The 16,362-nt window shown below is 72.5% G+C and carries 13 protein-coding genes; 3 read left to right on the top strand and 10 right to left on the bottom strand.

The window, feature by feature from the left end:
* Positions 1-9: 9 nt before the first annotated feature.
* The 9 genes from ACSMXO_RS19625 to ACSMXO_RS19585 form a co-directional block, all read right to left on the bottom strand.
* Positions 10-906: an ABC transporter ATP-binding protein gene (locus tag ACSMXO_RS19625; RefSeq protein ID WP_346257521.1), complete on the bottom strand. Its 897-nt coding sequence runs from the start codon at positions 904-906 to the stop codon at positions 10-12.
* Positions 906-1,652: an ABC transporter ATP-binding protein gene (locus tag ACSMXO_RS19620; protein WP_455418865.1), complete on the bottom strand. Its 747-nt coding sequence runs from the start codon at positions 1,650-1,652 to the stop codon at positions 906-908. The genes ACSMXO_RS19625 and ACSMXO_RS19620 overlap by 1 nt, the downstream gene beginning before the upstream one ends.
* The gene (locus tag ACSMXO_RS19615; RefSeq protein WP_455418864.1) at positions 1,649-2,710 is read right to left on the bottom strand and encodes a branched-chain amino acid ABC transporter permease; all 1,062 of its coding nucleotides are present in this window, start codon (positions 2,708-2,710) and stop codon (positions 1,649-1,651) included. Before ACSMXO_RS19615 ends, ACSMXO_RS19620 begins: the two co-directional genes overlap by 4 nt.
* Entirely contained in the window at positions 2,707-3,624 is a 918-nt protein-coding gene (locus ACSMXO_RS19610; protein ID WP_346257518.1) for a branched-chain amino acid ABC transporter permease, read from the bottom strand. The genes ACSMXO_RS19615 and ACSMXO_RS19610 overlap by 4 nt, the downstream gene beginning before the upstream one ends.
* Positions 3,621-4,820: an ABC transporter substrate-binding protein gene (locus ACSMXO_RS19605; RefSeq protein WP_346257517.1), complete on the bottom strand. Its 1,200-nt coding sequence runs from the start codon at positions 4,818-4,820 to the stop codon at positions 3,621-3,623. The genes ACSMXO_RS19610 and ACSMXO_RS19605 overlap by 4 nt, the downstream gene beginning before the upstream one ends.
* A 192-nt stretch (positions 4,821-5,012) precedes the next feature.
* Positions 5,013-5,390, bottom strand: coding sequence for a roadblock/LC7 domain-containing protein (locus tag ACSMXO_RS19600; protein WP_318396450.1), 378 nt, complete (start codon positions 5,388-5,390; stop codon positions 5,013-5,015).
* A 20-nt stretch (positions 5,391-5,410) separates the two neighbouring features.
* Positions 5,411-7,960 (bottom strand): nitrate- and nitrite sensing domain-containing protein, encoded by a 2,550-nt coding sequence (locus ACSMXO_RS19595; protein WP_455418863.1) that lies wholly within the window; start codon positions 7,958-7,960, stop codon positions 5,411-5,413.
* Positions 7,961-8,271: 311 nt separating this feature from the next.
* Positions 8,272-8,925: a helix-turn-helix transcriptional regulator gene (locus ACSMXO_RS19590; protein WP_455418862.1), complete on the bottom strand. Its 654-nt coding sequence runs from the start codon at positions 8,923-8,925 to the stop codon at positions 8,272-8,274.
* A 485-nt stretch (positions 8,926-9,410) separates the two neighbouring features.
* On the bottom strand, positions 9,411-10,703 hold the full coding sequence (locus ACSMXO_RS19585; protein ID WP_455418861.1) for a cytochrome P450: 1,293 nt from the start codon (positions 10,701-10,703) through the stop codon (positions 9,411-9,413).
* A 640-nt stretch (positions 10,704-11,343) separates the two neighbouring features.
* Between ACSMXO_RS19585 and ACSMXO_RS19580 the strand changes: the two genes are divergently transcribed.
* The 3 genes from ACSMXO_RS19580 to ACSMXO_RS19570 all read left to right on the top strand — a co-directional run bounded on the left by ACSMXO_RS19580 (position 11,344) and on the right by ACSMXO_RS19570 (position 15,651).
* Positions 11,344-12,399 carry a zinc-dependent alcohol dehydrogenase family protein gene (locus ACSMXO_RS19580; protein WP_455418860.1) on the top strand — a complete coding sequence of 352 codons (1,056 nt, stop codon included), beginning with the start codon at positions 11,344-11,346 and terminating at the stop codon, positions 12,397-12,399.
* 70 nt (positions 12,400-12,469) lie between these two features.
* A complete protein-coding gene (locus ACSMXO_RS19575; protein WP_455418859.1) occupies positions 12,470-14,128 on the top strand; it encodes an FAD-dependent oxidoreductase in 1,659 nt (552 codons plus the stop codon).
* 68 nt (positions 14,129-14,196) lie between these two features.
* Positions 14,197-15,651, top strand: a complete 1,455-nt coding sequence (locus ACSMXO_RS19570; protein WP_455418858.1) for an ATP-binding protein — start codon at positions 14,197-14,199, stop codon at positions 15,649-15,651.
* Positions 15,652-15,708: 57 nt separating this feature from the next.
* Here the strand turns inward: ACSMXO_RS19570 and ACSMXO_RS19565 are convergent, their stop codons facing one another.
* Positions 15,709-16,290 carry a sigma-70 family RNA polymerase sigma factor gene (locus ACSMXO_RS19565; RefSeq protein ID WP_346257510.1) on the bottom strand — a complete coding sequence of 194 codons (582 nt, stop codon included), beginning with the start codon at positions 16,288-16,290 and terminating at the stop codon, positions 15,709-15,711.
* Positions 16,291-16,362 lie beyond the last annotated feature (72 nt).

The raw sequence follows: 16,362 nt of genomic DNA, 5'->3' as shown, positions 1-16,362 counted from the left end.
CGACGGTTCTCAGGGTGCGGATGAGGAAGAGGATGTGGTCGGGGCGGACCTGGGGTCTGCCGAGGGGTCGGAATCAGGCACGAGCGTGCCCGGGCCTCCCGTTGGCCCGGAGCGGGCGGAGTCCGGCCCGGTCGGGGCCGTCGACTCCTGGCCGGACGGGACCGGTCCGGTCCCTGCCGGCGTGGCCGCGCCCGCCACACTGAGTACCGCCTCTACCGGGGCGGGGTCGGCGCGCACGGCGGCCGTCGAGTCCGCGAAGACCAGCCGGCCGTAGTCCAGCACCGCGATCCGGTCGGCGACCTCGATCGCGTGCTGGAGCTGTTGTTCGACGAGCAGGATGCACAACCCGGCCCCGGCGAGCCGGGTCACGAGTTCCCGGACCCGGGCCGCCAGATCCGGGGCGAGCCCCTCGCCCGGTTCGTCGAGGAGCAGCACCCGGGGCTGGGTGAGCAGGGCCCGGGCGATGGCGAGCATCTGCTGCTCGCCGCCGGAGAGCTGGTTGCCCCGGTGGCCCAGCCGCTCGGCCAGCCGGGGCAGCAGTTCCAGCACCCCGGGGACCGTCCAGTTCGGACCTGATTGCGCCGTGCCGCGGCGGCGCAGCGAGGCGGCCAGGGTCAGGTGCTCGGAGACGGTCAGCCGGGGAAACACCCGGCGTCCCTGCGGCACCAGGCCGACGCCGGCCCGGGCCACCCGGTGCGCCGGCTTGCCGGCCAGGTCCGCGCCGTCGACCGAGACGATTCCCCGGTACGGCCGCAGCAGCCCGGCGACGGCGTGCACCAGGGTGCTCTTGCCGGCGCCGTTGCGGCCGACCAGCGCCTGCACCGTACCGGCCGGCACCTCGATGTCGACGTCGTGCAGCACCGTACCGCCGTCGTAGCCGGCACGCAGGCCCTGCACCCGCAGCATCACCGCACCGCCTCGGCGTACGCCCGCCGGACGGCGGGTGCGTGGCGGATCTCGTCCGGCTCGCCGCTGGCGACCAGCCGGCCGTCGTGCAGCACGGTGACCGTGTCGGCCAGCGCGTACACCAGGTCCAGCCGGTGCTCCACCAGCAGCACCGACACGTCCCGGGGTAGTTCCGCCAGCAGCTCGGCCAGCCGGTGCACCTCCACACCGGAGAGTCCGGCGGCCGGCTCGTCGAGCAGCAGCAGGCGGGGACGACCGGCCAACGCCATGGCGATCTCCAACTGGCGCCGCTCGCCGTGCGACAGGTGCGCCGCCGTGGTCGACGCCGTGCCGGCGAGTCCGACCCGGTCGAGCAGGGACAGCGCGGGCTCGCGCAGCCGCCGCCGGTACCGGTTCCGGGTGCGTACGCCCCAGAACCCGCCGGCCTGATGCCAGCCGGCGACCACGACGTTCTCCAGTGCGGTCAGCGACGGCCAGACGGCCGGCCGCTGGTGGATCCGGCCGATCCCGATCCGGGCCCGCCGGGCCGGGCCGAGCCGGGTGATGTCCCGGCCGGCAAAGCGGATCCGCCCGCCGTCGACCCGGGTCGCCCCGCCGATCAGGTCGAGCAGGGTGGTCTTGCCGGCACCGTTCGGCCCGATCAGGGCGTGCCGCTCGCCGTCGGCGACCCGGAGGTCCACCCGGTCCACCGCGACCAGCGAGCCGTACCGGCGGACCACCGCCTCGGCGCTCAGCAGTGTCGTCATCGGGTCCCCTCCCCCGCCGCCGCGACGGGTTCGCCCCGGGACGGGCGGCCCTGGATTCCCGTCCCGGGGCGATCCCCCGGCCCGGTCCGGCCCCGCGAACGGGACCTGACCAGGTTGGCGAGCTCGGTCGAGAAACCGGCCACGCCACGGGGGAAGAGATAGGCGGTCAGCACGAAGAGACCGCCGAGCAGCAGCGGCGCGTACCCGGGCAGCAGGCCGGAGAGCCAGTCCCGTACCGCGATCACCAGGGCGGTGCCGACGATCGCGCCGCCGATCGACGCCGCACCACCGATCACCACGCCGAGCAGCAGCAGTGCGGAGACGTCGAAGCCGAAGTCGGCCGGCGAGACGTACTGCTGCGCGGTGATCAGCAGCGAGCCGGCGACCCCCGCCACCGCGCCGGCCCCGACGAAGGTCACCGCCAGGTAGCCGGTGACCCGGTGTCCGGAGGCGCGGGTCCGCGCCTCGTCGTCCCGGCTGGCCCGCAACAGCAGCCCTGCCGGCGTACGCAACAGCATCACCATGGCCGCTATCACCACCCCGACGACGACCAGCGTGTACAGATAGCGTGCGCGGTCGCTGGCCAGCGGAGCCATGCCCCAGACGGGCTGGATCGCCGGGATTCCGGCGAGCCCGTCGGTCCCTCCGGTGACGGACGTCCACCGACCGGCGGCGGTCACCGTCAGTTCACCGATGGCCAGGGTAATCATCAGGACGACCACGCCTCGGGCGTACACCACCAGCGGCACGGTGAGAAGGGCGAACAGCGCGCCGGCCGCCGCCCCGGTGAGCACCTGCACCACCCCGACCGACGAGACGTGCATCGCGACCAGGGCGCTGGCGTACGCACCGGCGGCGTACGGCCCGGTCTGGCCGAGCGTGGGCAGCCCGGCCAGCCCGGTCAGCAGCGCCACGCTCACCCCGACCAGACCCAGCACCAGGGTGCGGGCGAGGAGTGAGGTGGTGTAGGCGTCCACGGACCAGGGCACCGCGACGGCGACGAGGAGCAGTCCGGCTCCCCCGGCCCGGAGCAGCCACCGCCGGGCGGCCGGGGTCACGTCGTACCCCCTGGGCGCAGCCGCAGGAACCGGCCGGGCAGCCCGCGGGCCCGGACGGCGAGCACCAGGGCCATCGCCGCGAAGAGCAGGAACGGCGCGGCCGTCGGCGCCAGCGCGACGCCGAGACTCTGGATCTCGCCGACGGCGAGGGCGGCCACCAGGGTGCCCTGGACCGAGCCGAGGCCGCCGAGCACCACCACGACCAGGGAGAGCAGCAGCACGGTGTCGCCGGTGGTCGGCGCCGGGCCGATGATCGGCGCGCCGAGCACCCCGGCGGCGCCGGCCAGCGCGCCGGCCGCGGCAAGCACGCCGAGCCGGATCCGGGCCGGGTTCACCCCGAGGCAGGCGACCATGTCGGCGTCGTCGACCGCCGCCCGGACCAGCATCCCGGCCCGGGTCTTGGCCACCGCCAGCCAGAGCAGCACCGCGATCAGCGCGGCCACCCCGATGAAGACCAGCCGGTACGCCGCGTACCGGTGCCCGGCCACCTCCACCGAACGGTCCAGCGCGGCGGGGATGTGCACCGGAAGGCTGTCCGGACCGAACGCGGTGACCAGCAGGGCGCCCCCGGCCAACGCGACCCCGAAGGTCAGCAGCGCCTGGGTCAGGTGGTCACGCCGGGCGACCGGCGCGAGCAGGCCCGCGAGCAGACCTCCCGCACCGGCCGCCGCCAGCGTCCCCACGCCCAGGGCGAGCAGCAGGCTGCCCCAGCCGCCGTCCAGCAACGCCGCGGCGAGGTACGCGCCGATCGCGTACAGCAGCCCGTGCGCCAGGTTGAGGATGTTCGCCACGCCGAAGCAGAACACCAACCCGGACGCCGCGACGAAGAGCAGCAACCCGTAGGCGACACCGTCCAGAGCCGGGATCAGGTACGGGTCGACCGGGCCGAGCACCCGCGCCGATTGGAGCATCATCCGCCCACGGTCGCCAGGTCACCGACGACGGTGTTGGAGAGTGCCCGCCCGTCCTGCCGGACCTGCCGCAGATACCACTTCTGCACCGGCGAGTGTGTCTCCTTGGAGAACTGCCAGGTACCGCGCGGGCTGTCGATCTGGCCGAGCCCGGCGATCGCCTTGTTGATCTCCTCCGGGGTGGGGTTGTCGCCGGCCGCGCCGATCGCCTTGTCCAGCACCGCCGCCGCGTCGTACGAGGCCATCGCGTAGGTGGTGGGCGAACCGTCGTGGTTCTCCTTCCAGGCCGCCACGAAGGAGCGGTTCTCGGCGTTGTCCAGGTCGGGCGAGTAGTTGAGTACGGAGTAGATGTTCCGGGCCGCCTCGCCCTGTGCGTTCAGCACGCCGCCCTCGGTGAGGAAGCCGGCGGCGTAGAGCGGCAGGTCCTTGATCTCCGACTGGGCGTACTGCTTCACGAAGTCGACGGCGGCGGTACCGGCGTAGAAGGTGAAGACCGCCTCGGCCCCGGATGCCTTGATCTTCGCGAAGTACGGCAGGAAGTTGGTGGTCTGCGGGAACGGCGTCCACAGTGTCTTGCCGTCCGGGTTGGCGAGCTTGCCGCCGATCTCCTTGAAGGTGTCGGTGAAGCCGCGCAGCTCGTCCCAGCCACCCTGGTAGTTCGGGCCGATCGCGAAGACCTCGCCCTTGACGTTGTCCCGGACGTACTCGGCGATCGCCGCGCCCGGCTCGTCGGAGAGGTAGGAGGTGAACCAGGACCGGGAGACGTCCTTCAGCCCCGGGTTGCCGTTGGAACCGACGAACGGGATCTTCGCCTCGGCGAGCACCGGGGCGACCCCGGCCACCGAGCCGCCGCCGACGATGCCGGTGAGCGCCTGCACCCGGTCCTGTTTGATCAGCTTCGTGGCGGCCGGTACGGCGGTCTGCGCGCCGTTGCCCTCGTCGGCGACGATCAGGTCGACCTTGTGGCCGCCGAGCTTGCCGTCGTGCATCCGCAGGTAGAGCTCGAAGCCGTCGCGGATCTCCGTGCCGACCGCCTCGTAGGTGCCGGACAGTGAGGCGAGCAGACCGATCTTTATCGTGCCCGGCGTGCCGCCGGCGTCGTCGCCGCTGTTGCAGGCGCTGCCGGCCACGGTCAACCCGAGGGCGAGCAGCGCGCCGGTCAGGGCGCGACGCCGGCTCGTACCGGTGGGGAAAGGCATGACTTCTCCAGTCGAGGGGTGAGGGAAGGTTGTGGGGAAGGTGTGGTCGTGGGGTGGTGGCCGCCGAGTTGGCGGAGCCGGCCGGAGGGGGTGCCGGGACGACGACTTTCGCGGGAGGCCGACCCGGCCACCCGGCGGTGCGGCGGCACGGTGTGTCGGAACTGGCTCCGCACACCGGGCGCCGCGCCGCCGTCAGCGTCCCTGCGCCACCGCGGCGCGGGCGGCCGGCGTCAGTACGTCTCCAATCCGGTTCGCCAGTTCCGTCATCTCGTAGGAGACCTTGCCGACGTCGCAGGTGGGCGCCGCGAGGACCAGCAGCGAGGCACCGTCGTTGAACGCCATCGAGAACATGAAGCCGCCCTCGAGCTGGGTGACGTTGGAGATCACCGCGCCCGCTTCGAAGAAGCCCGCGGCGCCCCGGAGCAGGCTGACCAGGCCGCTGCCGGTGGCCGCGAGCTGGTCGGCCCGGTCCGGGGGCAGGTTCCGGGTGGACGCCACCATCAGGCCGTCGCTGGAGATGGCGATGGCGTGACTGACCTCCGGGGCCCGCTCGACGAAACTGTCCAGCATCCAGCCGAGATCTCGTTGGTTCACGTAGTACTCCCTGTCGCGTCGCTTGTCGCCGAGGCGTTCACCAGCTTGGGACGGCGGGCGGCCACGCCCCGGGCGTAGGCGGCCATCGCGTTGGCCACCTCGGCCGGGTCGCGGTGCTCCGAGACCGGCTGCTGTTCGGGTGGCGGGGCGACGCCGCCCGGCACGAGGTGCCGCTGCGGCTGACGGATCGGGAGCCCGGACGGGGTGGTCCCGGAGATGTCCGGGTTGGCCAGCCCGGTGGCGGCCCGCCATCCCTCGTCGCCCCGGGTCTGCCAGCCCGTCGTGGCGTAGCCACCGTTGGATCCGCCGGTACCCTTGGCGGCACCGACCGGCGGGCCGACCGGTTCGGGACTTCCTCCCGCTGGGCTGCTCGCGCCGTTGCCCGCACCGTTGCCCGGGGGCGCCCCGACCGGGGTGCCCGACCGGTCGGTGCGGAACCAGTTGTTGACCTGCTCGAAGATGACCAGTTCCTGGGTCGGGTCCTCACCCCGGTCGGCCCGCTGGGCCGTCGGCCGGAAGACCGACCCGGACGGCAGCGCCCGCTCCGAGGCCGGCCGCCGGGCCGGGCCGTTCGGGGTGACGGTCGACGAGGAGACCGGTACGGCGGTGCCGCGTACCCGGCCCTCCGGCATCGTCGACAGCCGGCCGGGCGCCAGCAGTTGGGTCTCCGGCGGGACAGGGCGGATCAGCGTCGCCGGCAGCGAGATCTCGGCGATGGTGCCGAGCTTGGGGCCGGGCCGCAGTTCGACCGCCACCCCGAGCCGACCGGCGAGCTGGCCGACCACGACCAGACCCATCGCCCGGACCGCCGCCACGTCGGTGGCCGGCGGCCGGGCCAGCAGGTCGTTGAGCTGTGCCAGCCGTTGCAGCGAGAGCCCCACACCCTCGTCGCTGACCTGCACGATGACCCGGTCGCCGAGGCTGCGCGCGGTCACCCATGCCTCGGTCTCCGGCGGCGAGTACGCGGTCGCGTTGTCCATCAGCTCGGCGAGCAGGTGCACCACCTCGTCGACCTTGTCGGCCGCGACCGCCACGTCCGGGTCGACGACGCCGATCCGGACCCGGGTGTAGTGCTCGATCTGCGACAGCGCCGCCTGCACGACCTTCTGCATCGGTACGTCCTCGTGGCGTACCCGCCCGACGCCCACACCGCCGAGCACGAGGAGGCTGGCGTTGATCCGCCCCATCCGGGTCGCCAGGCTGTCCAGGGTGTAGAGCTGCTGTAGCCGTTCCGGGTCGGTCTCGTCCTGCTCGACCTTGTCCACCTGGGCCAGTACCGCGTCCACCAGCCGCTGCTCGCGGCGGCTGAGGTGGACGAAGATGTCCGCCGTGTTGGCCCGCATGACCGCCTGCTCGGCGGCGGTCCGCACGGCCGCCTGGTGCACCGCGGCGAACGCCTGGCCCACCTCGCCGATCTCGTCACCGCTGGACGCCTCCAGGGTGGAGCCGGACGCCCGGGCCAGGGCCTCCGGATGGATGCCGGCACTGTCCAGGCTGCGCAGTTCGGCGACCATCGCCGGCAGCTCGGTGTACGCCACCGAGTGCGCCGCGTCCCGCAGTCGGCGCAGCCGCCGGGTGATCTGCCGGGCGACCGCCCAGGTGACCAGTACGGTCAGCAGCAGCGCGACCGCCATCGCGGCGCCCTCGGCGACGGCCCGCCAGCGTTGCTCCACCCGGGCCGCGTCCACCTCGGCCAGCACGGCGGAGTCGACCCGCTGCTGCACCTCGAACAGCCGGGCGGCCCAGCCCTGGGTGGCACCGATCCAGGCGTTGGTCTCGACCTCCAGCGGGGCGCCGATCTCGGCCCGGGAGACCTGGTCCTGGAGGCGTTGCAGGGTGAGCGCCTCCTTGCCGCTGCCGGCCTGCTCCCACCAGACCTGCCACTGGCCGGGGGCGAGACCGAGGAAGGCCAGGCTGGATTCGGTGAAGCCGGTCCGGGCGGCGGTGATGTCCTGCTGCATCGCCGGGGTGAGCTGGCCGGCGGCGATCGCCCGCAGCACCGCCACCTGTTGCTGGCCGAGCGCCTCCGCGGTCTTCGACAGCGCGGCGGCGGCCCGGATCCCGTCGGCGACCTCGGCCGAGACGACGCCCTGGGCGATCGACTCCCGGTACGCGAGCAGGTCGGCGATGATGATCCGGTAGCTGAACGTGGTGGCGGAGACGGCCGCGTGCGCGGCGGTACGCACCTGGGTCCGCAGCGGCGACAGGTCGGCCAGCGCGTTGTCGATCCGGGCCAGTACGCTGCCCGGCCCGGCGGCCGGCTCGGGGGCGAGCGCCCGTTGCCGCTGGTAGCGCGCGACGATCTCGTCGGTGGCGGCTGCCTGCCGGGCGTAGGTGTCCTGCTGCCGGGGGGCGGCGGCGGTCAACAGGTCGGCCGCGGCCGCCCGTTCCCGCTGGAGCTGGTAGGCCAGCCGGCCGGCCTCGGTGCCCAGTTGGGCCAGTACGCCGAGGTCGCTGGCCTGCTCGGCCTGCCGGGCGCTGTCTGCCAGCGCCAGTCCGGCGAACCCGACGACCGCCACCAACGGCGCGGCCACGATGATGCGCATCCGAGAGGCGATCTTCCAGCCGCGCCGGCGTACGGGCTGGGGTCGGGCCGCGTGGGATCGGGTGGTCGAGGCCAAGACTGACTCCCACGGCTCGTCATCGAGGAGATCTGCATCTTGCAGTTAGCAAGTCCCATTGCGCCGGACCGGCGGGGCCGGGCAACAGGGTTAACCGTGGTACAAACAGCTCGTACCACTATCTGTACCCGCCGATGAACAGGCAGTTACTTCCGCAGGAAGCGATACCTGGGAGGTCGGTCGACGCGCTGGCCGACCCGCGTCTGGTGGTGCACGACAAGTCAGGTGAGAGCGGTTCAGTGCCGGCGGCGCAGCGCGCCGACCCGACCTCGCCGGTGTGACTCGGCAAAGGGCCGCCGGGCCTCGCCGGCCGGTCGGTGGCCCTCGGCCACCGGCTGCCGGGGCTCCTCCGTTGGCGGCGGGGCGTCCGGATGACCGGCGTCGTCGCCGTGCAACCGGTGCACCTGCGCCGCGAGGCGGTGCGCCTCCTCGGTGAGCCGGTGCGCCTCCTCCGGCCGCCGGTCGGACTCCGCCGGGAAGTGCACCCGCAACATCTGGTCGATCAGGTCCCGCAGCTCGTCGATCGCGTCCACCACGGACTGTCGCTCCCCGACGGTGGGCTCGGGGTCGGCCCCGGCCGGCTCCGCGCGGACGGGCGCGGCGCCGCGCGGCCCCCGCCGTCCGTCCGCGGCGATCTGCTCGACCGCCACCTGCGGCCAGAGCGCGGTGAGCAGACCTCCGGTCCCGAGTACGTCGTCACAACGCACGGCGAGCTCCTGGCTGCCGTACCGGCGACCCGCCTCCACCGCCGCCACCGTCTCCCGGCTGAACCGTACGCGGTCGGCGAGGGCGCGCTGGGTCAGCCCCTTGCGGGTGCGCCAGCGGCGCAGTTCGCGCTGGAACTGTCGGGTGGCCATCGACTCGGCGGTACCTGACGACGCAGCGTCCATTTGCTCACCTTCGTTGGTCAGCGATCCGATCACTCGCACCAGATCATGAGACGCGCGGAACAGATCATGACCCGGCATTTGCCGGGGCCAATTCTTACCTCCGGAGCGACGAGTGTGAAGCCTTACGCGCCACCTATCGTTGACGGTAAGTGAAAAACCTCGCACGCTGATCTACTTGACGGTACGAAAACGATCTACAAGGGAACGGACCACCACCGGTTGCCCGGATTCATCCCTTCCGCCGCGAGCGGCGAATGGCGACACTCCGCAATCATCGGTCGGAGACCGGAGACTCCGGTCATCCGTCGATGTGACGACGTCGATCGATCCCTCGCGGCTCATTGACAGAGCGTGATCCGGGCCGGCCGACTCCGACGCCCCCGGTCCGGCGTACCCGGATGCCCTGAGCCGACCCTGCCGTCGAGCGGGGTCGGTATCGGCGGGCCGGACTCGGGACGCGAATTAGCCGGTCGGCACGGGATCGGCTAGGCGGCGCGGGCGGTAAGCGTGTCCGGTGGATCTTCCTGCCGTTCCCTCGGCACACTGCCGATATCGACGACCGCAGGCAGCACCCGGTGCGCACGGAACGCGACATTGGGCTTGTAGGTACTTACGTGCCCCGGCACCAGACGCAGCCCGGGAATTGCCTCCGCGAGCCGTACGAGCGCGATCCGGGCCTCAAGGCGGGCGAGTGCGGCACCGATGCAGAAATGCGGACCGTAACCGAAGGAGAGATGATCCTTCACGTCGTCCCGGTCCGGATCGAACCGATCCGGACCGGTGAACGTCGCCGGGTCGCGGTTCGCGGCGCCGATGAGGAGCAGGCACCGTTGCCCGGCGGGGATGGTGACGCCGTCGATGGTGACCGGTCGCAGGGTCACCCGCAGCCAGCCGTCGATGGCGGGGCCGAACCGCAGTGCCTCTTCCAGCAAGGCCGGGACGCTGGCCGGGTCGTCGGCGATGCGTTCCCACCGGCCCGGCACGGACAGTGCCTGTTCCAGGCCGTGGGCGAGGAGTCCGGCGGTGGTCTCGTGGCCGGCGACGAGCAGGTTGAACGCCATGGAGGCGACCTCGGCGACGGTGAGGATCTCGTCGTCGCCGTCGCGGTAGCGCAGGGCCCGGGAGATGAAGTCGTCGCCGTCGAGGTCGCCTTCGGCGCGCTGGTTGACCAGGTCCTGGCAGTAGTGCCAGAAGTCGAGCAGGCCCTGGGCGAGACGTACCTGCTCGGCGGGTTCGGGCTGGCCCCAGACGAGGGCGATCTGCCCGTCGGCCCACTGCCGGATCCGGGCGGTGTCCCGGTCGGGTACCCCGAGGATGTCCAGCACCACCAGCAGGGGAAGCAGGGCGGTGAACTCGGGGATCAGGTCGACGACCTCGCCCCGGCGGGCGGTGATGGCGGCGACGAGTTCGTCGACCCGGCGCCGCACGATCGGCCCGTACTGGGCGGCGACCCGGGGGCCGGTGTTGGCGAAGGTGGCCCGCAGTGCCCGCCTGGTGCGGGTGTGCACCGGGGAGTCGGCCGCGGCCGTCGTCGGCGGCACGTCGAGCCGCATCACGATCGCGAGGGCTTCGGGACACATCTCGTAGACCGGGGCCAGGGTGAGGGCGTTGCCGAAACTGTCCGCGTCCCCGAACGCCTGCCGGACGTGCTCGTGCCGGCTGATCAACCACATGCCCAGGTCCTCGGCGTAGTGCACGCTCTCCGGGCGGTCCAGCAGATCTCGCCACACCGTGGCCGGGTCGGTCAGATAGGTACCAGCGAACGGGCTGAGTTCCATGGCCGCCTCCTGGCCCACGCTCGGGCGCTGTCGCAGGGTTCCGATGGCAGGGCCCCGGTGGCAATAGTTGGCCCACTGGGAATGAGCTGTCCCGTAACTCTCAACGACATCTGGAATCTCACGATGCGCTGCGGCAGACGGTAAGTCAAGGTATCGGTTTGTGCCATTGTATTGGCGCTCCGGCGCGACGTCGGCCACCCGCGGCCGGAGGCCGGCAAGATGCCAGATTGCAAGTTGCCACCTGCACCTTGCTGCCTGGTCACAGCCGCTGGCCGACCGTCACGCCGCGTCACCGACCCCGATCCGGGCCGCGTCGCGCGGCGAGGTCTCCGCGTCCGGTCCCGGTAGACTGCGACGTCCCCAGCGGACCGGATAATTGCGGTTAAAGGGTGCCAGTTGAGCGCTCGTTTGGGTAGATCCTCGCCAATACTAAATGTTCACTGATGTGTAACCACTCACCTCGACGACCCGCCAGGAGGTCCCGTTGGCCAGCCGACGAGCCTTTTTCGGCCTCCCCTTGCGGTCCATCCTGACCAGCGCCGCTCCTGAGCTCGATCCGGTCGAGCCGGCCCCCTGTCCGTCGCGAGCCGATGGCCGGGGCCCGACCGTGTCCGGGTCGACGCGTGTGAGGATGATCGACATGCGGGCAGTGGTCTTCGAGGAGTTCGGCGGGCGACCAGAGCTGCGTACCGTGCCCGATCCGGTGCCGAGCCCCGCGGGCGTGGTGATCGAGGTCGGGGCGACCGGGCTGTGCCGCAGCGACTGGCACGGCTGGCAGGGGCACGATCCGGACATCCGCCTGCCACACGTGCCGGGACACGAGTTCGCCGGTGTGGTTGCGGCGGTCGGTCCGGCGGTGCGCGGCTGGCAGGCCGGTGACCGGGTCACCGCCCCGTTCGTCTGCGCCTGCGGCACCTGCCCCGCCTGCCTTGCCGGGGACCAGCAGGTCTGCGAGCGGCAGACCCAGCCCGGCTTCACCCACTGGGGCTCGTACGCCGACCTCGTCGCGGTCGAGCACGCCGATGTGAACCTGGTCCGGCTCCCCGACGAGCTGAGCTTCGCCGCTGCCGCCGCGCTCGGCTGCCGGTTCGGCACGGCGTTCCGGGCGGTGGTCGCGCAGGGCCGGGTGGCCGCCGGCGAGTGGGTGGCGGTACACGGCTGCGGTGGGGTGGGACTCTCCGCGGTGATGATCGCGGTGGCCAGCGGCGCCCGGGTGGTGGCGGTCGACGTCAGCCCGGCCGCGCTGGAGCTGGCCCGCCGGTTCGGTGCCACCGCCTGCCTGGATGCCGGCACGCTGCCCGGCCCGCGGGCGGTGGCCGGGGCGGTCCGCGAGCTGACCGGCGGCGGCGCGCACCTGTCGCTGGACGCGCTGGGCAGCGCGCCGACCTGTGCCGGGTCGATCGAGAGCCTGCGGCGCCGGGGCCGGCACGTACAGGTCGGGCTGCTACCGGCCGCGAACGGGCACCCGGCGGTGCCGATGGACCGGGTCATCGCGTACGAGTTGGAGCTGCGCGGCAGCCACGGGATGGCCGCGCACGCGTACCCGGAACTGCTGGCGCTGGTCGGCGCCGGGGTGCTCCGACCGGCGGAACTGGTCACCCAGACGATCGGGCTGGCCGAGGCACCGGCGGCGCTGGCCACCCTGGACCGGCCGCCGGTCGGCGGCATCCGGCTGATCCAAGCGAATCGGGACTGACCGCCCGACGCTACCGACGGGTCGCTATCGACGTTCGTCAAGGCCCGTTCCGGATGCTTTCATTGGTGCCATGGCGAACCCGGTGATCTTGACGGTCGACGACGACCCGGCGGTGTCGCGCGCGGTCGCCCGGGACGTACGGCGGCGCTACGGCGACCGGTACCGGGTGGTCCGTGCCTCCTCCGGCGAGGAGGCGCTGACCGCGCTCCGGGAGATCAAACTCCGTGGCGACCAGGTCGCGGTGCTGCTGGCCGACTACCGGATGCCGCAGATGAACGGCATCGAGTTCCTCGAAGCGGCAATGGACCTCTTCCCGACCGCCCGCCGGGTGCTGCTGACCGCCTACGCGGACACCAACGCGGCGATCGACGCGATCAATGTCGTCGACCTCGACCACTACCTGCTCAAGCCCTGGCATCCGCCGGAGGAGAAGCTCTATCCGGTGCTGGACAGCCTGCTGGAGGCGTGGGCGGCGACCCCGGAGGCCGCCCCGGACGAGGTACGGGTGATCGGCCACCGCTGGTCCGCGCCGTCGTTCGAGGTCCGCGACTTCCTCGCCCGTAACCTGGTGCCGTACCGCTGGCTGCTGGCCGACGAGCCGGAGGGCGGGCGGCTGCTGGCCGCCGCCGGAGCCGACCCGGCCGACGTGCCGGTGGTGATCACCGCGGACGGCACCGCGCTGGTCAAGCCGACCGAGGCCGAACTGGCGGACCGGTGCGGGCTCTCCACCACCCCGGCCGCCGACTTCTACGACCTGGTGGTGGTCGGCGCCGGCCCGGCCGGGCTCGGCGCGGCGGTCTACGGCGCCTCCGAGGGGCTGCGCACGGTGCTGGTCGAGCGGCAGGCGACCGGCGGTCAGGCCGGGCAGAGCAGCCGGATCGAGAACTACCTCGGCTTCCCGGACGGAGTCTCCGGATCGCAGCTCGCCGACCGGGCCCGCCGGCAGGCGCTGAAGTTCGGCGCCGAGCTGCTGGCCGCCCGGGACGTGATCGGGCTGGAGGCGGCCGGCGCCACCCGGCTGCTCCGGTTCAGCGACGGCTCGTCGATCGCCGCCCACACGGTGGTGCTGGCCACCGGGGTCTCCTACCGTCAGCTCACCGCGCCCGGACTGGCCGACCTGACCGGTCGGGGCGTCTTCTACGGCTCGGCGTCGACCGAGGCACCGAACTGCGCCGGTCAGGACGTCTACATCGTCGGCGGGGCGAACTCGGCCGGGCAGGCGGCGGTCTACTTCGCCCGGCACGCCCGCCGGGTGCACCTGCTGGTACGCGGCCCCGACCTGCACCGCTCGATGTCGCACTATCTGATCGAGCAGATCGAACGGATCGACAACATCGAGGTGCACCCGCACTCCGAGGTGGTCGGCGGCGAGGGCACCGACCACCTGGAGCAGCTTGTCATCTGCGACAACCGGGCCGGGCAGCGGAGGACCGTGAAGGCGTCCTGGCTCTTCGTCTTCATCGGCGCCGAACCGCGTACCGACTGGTTGGCCGACGTGGTGGCCCGGGACGCCCGGGGCTACGTACTGACCGGGCTCGACCTGAGCAGCGACGGCCGGCGGCCGGCCGGCTGGTCGCTGCCCCGCGACCCGTACCCGCTGGAGTCGAGCCTGCCCGGGGTCTTCGCCGCCGGGGACGTCCGGGCCGACTCGATCAAGCGGGTCGCCTCGGCCGTCGGCGAGGGTGCGATGGTGGTCTCCCTGGCCCACCAGTATCTGGCGGCACAGTGAGCTATCTGGCCGCGCGGTGAAGCTCTTTCGGGCGGGAGACGGCTCACGAACACGAATCGGGTGACGAGATGACCGGATCGGACGAACGGCTGGCGATCGAGGAACTGCGTACGCTGTTCCTGTTCGAGTCGCTGGACGCGGAGAAGCTCGGCTACATCCACGAGCACGGCCGGGTGCAGCGGCTGCCGGCCGGGGCCGACGTCTTCGTCGAGGGCGCCGAGGCGAACTGCTTCTACGTGCTGCTCGACGGCACCGTCTCGCTGATCCGGCTGGTGCAGGGCGACCAGGTCGAGATCACCCGCACCGACCAGCGCGGCGTGTACGGCGGGGCGACCCAGCCGTACCTGAACGAGCAGCGGGTGCAGACCTACCTGAACGGGATGCGGGCGATCACCGGCGTGACGCTCTTCGTGCTGCCGGCCGAGGTGATCAGCACGGCGATGCGGCGCTGGTTCCCGATGGCGATGCACCTGCTGGACGGGCTCTTCATCGGCATGCGGACCACCCAGACCGTGGTGGGCGAGCGGGAACGGCTGCTGGCCCTCGGCTCGCTGTCGGCGGGGCTGACGCACGAGCTGAACAATCCGGCCGCCGCCGCCGTCCGGGCCACCTCGGTGCTCCGGGACCGGGTCGCCGGAATGCGGCACAAGCTGGCCATGATCGCCGACGGCCGGCTCGACGGGGAGCGGCTGCAACGCCTGGTCGAACTCCAGGAGGCCGCCGTCAAGCAGGCCGCCACCGCGCCCACCCTCTCCCCGCTGGAGACCAGCGACGCCGAGGACGCCCTGGCCGACTGGCTGGACGAGCACGACGTCACCGGCGGTTGGGACCTCGCCCCGACGCTGACCGCCGGCGGCATCGACGTGCCCTGGCTGGAACAGGTCGGCACGGCGGTACGCCCGGACGACCTGGAGCCGGCGATCCGCTGGCTGACCTACACCGTCGAGACCGAACTGCTGCTCGGCGAGATCGACGACGCGCTGAGCCGGATCACCGGGCTGGTCGGGGCAGCGAAGCAGTACTCGCAACTGGACCGGGCCCCGCACCGGACGGTCGACGTGCACGACCTGCTCGACGCCACGTTGGCGATGTTCAGCGCCAAGATCAAGCCCGGTGTCCAGGTGGTGAAGGAGTACGACCGCAGCCTGCCGGCGATCCCGGTCTACGCCGCCGAACTCAACCAGGTGTGGACCAACCTGGTCGACAACGCGCTCTACGCGATCGGCGAGGAGGGTGTGCTGACCGTACGCACCGGGCGGGACGCCGACTCGATCGTGGTGGAGATCGTCGACACCGGACCGGGCATCCCGGCCGCCGTCCGGTCCCGGATCTTCGAGCCGTTCTTCACCACCAAGCCGATCGGCGACGGCACGGGGCTGGGGCTGGACATCTCGTACCGGATCGTGGTCAACAAGCACCACGGGGACATCCGGGTCGAGTCCGAGCCGGGGCGTACCACTTTCCGGGTCTGCCTGCCGATCTCCGGACCCGAGCCCGGCGCGGTGGAGGCCGCGCTGTCCTGATCCGGTGGCCGGCACCCCGCCGGTTACGGCGGCGGACCGGGCGGTCGCGTGGGCGGGTCAGCTCGTCGAGCGGAGCCGGCGGCCGGAGCCGTCGGCGCGCATGGCCGCGACCAGGTCCTCCCGGGCCCGGGCCACCCGGGACCGGATGGTGCCGACCGGGCAGTCACAGACCTCCGCCGCCTCGGCGTAACTCAGCCCGGCCACCTGGGTGGCGACGAACGCCTCCCGGCGGTCCGGCGGCAGGTCCGCCAGCAGCCGGGCCAGTTCCACGGCGCCCTCGAAGCCGGTGCTGCCCCGGGCCAGCTCGGCGTCGGCGGCGAGTTGCCAGTCCGGCAGCGACGCGACCCGGGGACGGCGCATGGCGGTCCGGACGTGGTCGACGCAGGCTCGCCGGGCGATCGAGAGCAGCCACGTCTTCGCCGACGACCTGGCCGCGAAGCGGGGCAGTGCGCGCATCGCCCGCAGGTAGGTCTCCTGGGCCAGATCCTCCGCCTCGCCGGCACCCACCAGGTGGGAGACGAACCGCTGCACGTCGTGCTGGGTCGCCCGGATGAAGGCCGCTGCCGCCGAGCGGTCGCCGGCCTTGGCGGCCAGCGCAAGCCTGGTGATCTCGTCGCTCTCGACGCCGGGGGGAGGCATGCCCCAAAGCTACCGGTACCGGTGTCCACCTCGAATACCCCCGGTGGGCATCTGATCGCCGAACGGGTCGAT

The sequence above is a fragment of the Plantactinospora sp. DSM 117369 genome (genome assembly GCF_053764795.1).
Note: the sequence above shows the minus strand (reverse complement) of the source record. Positions and strands in the feature narration are given on the sequence as shown.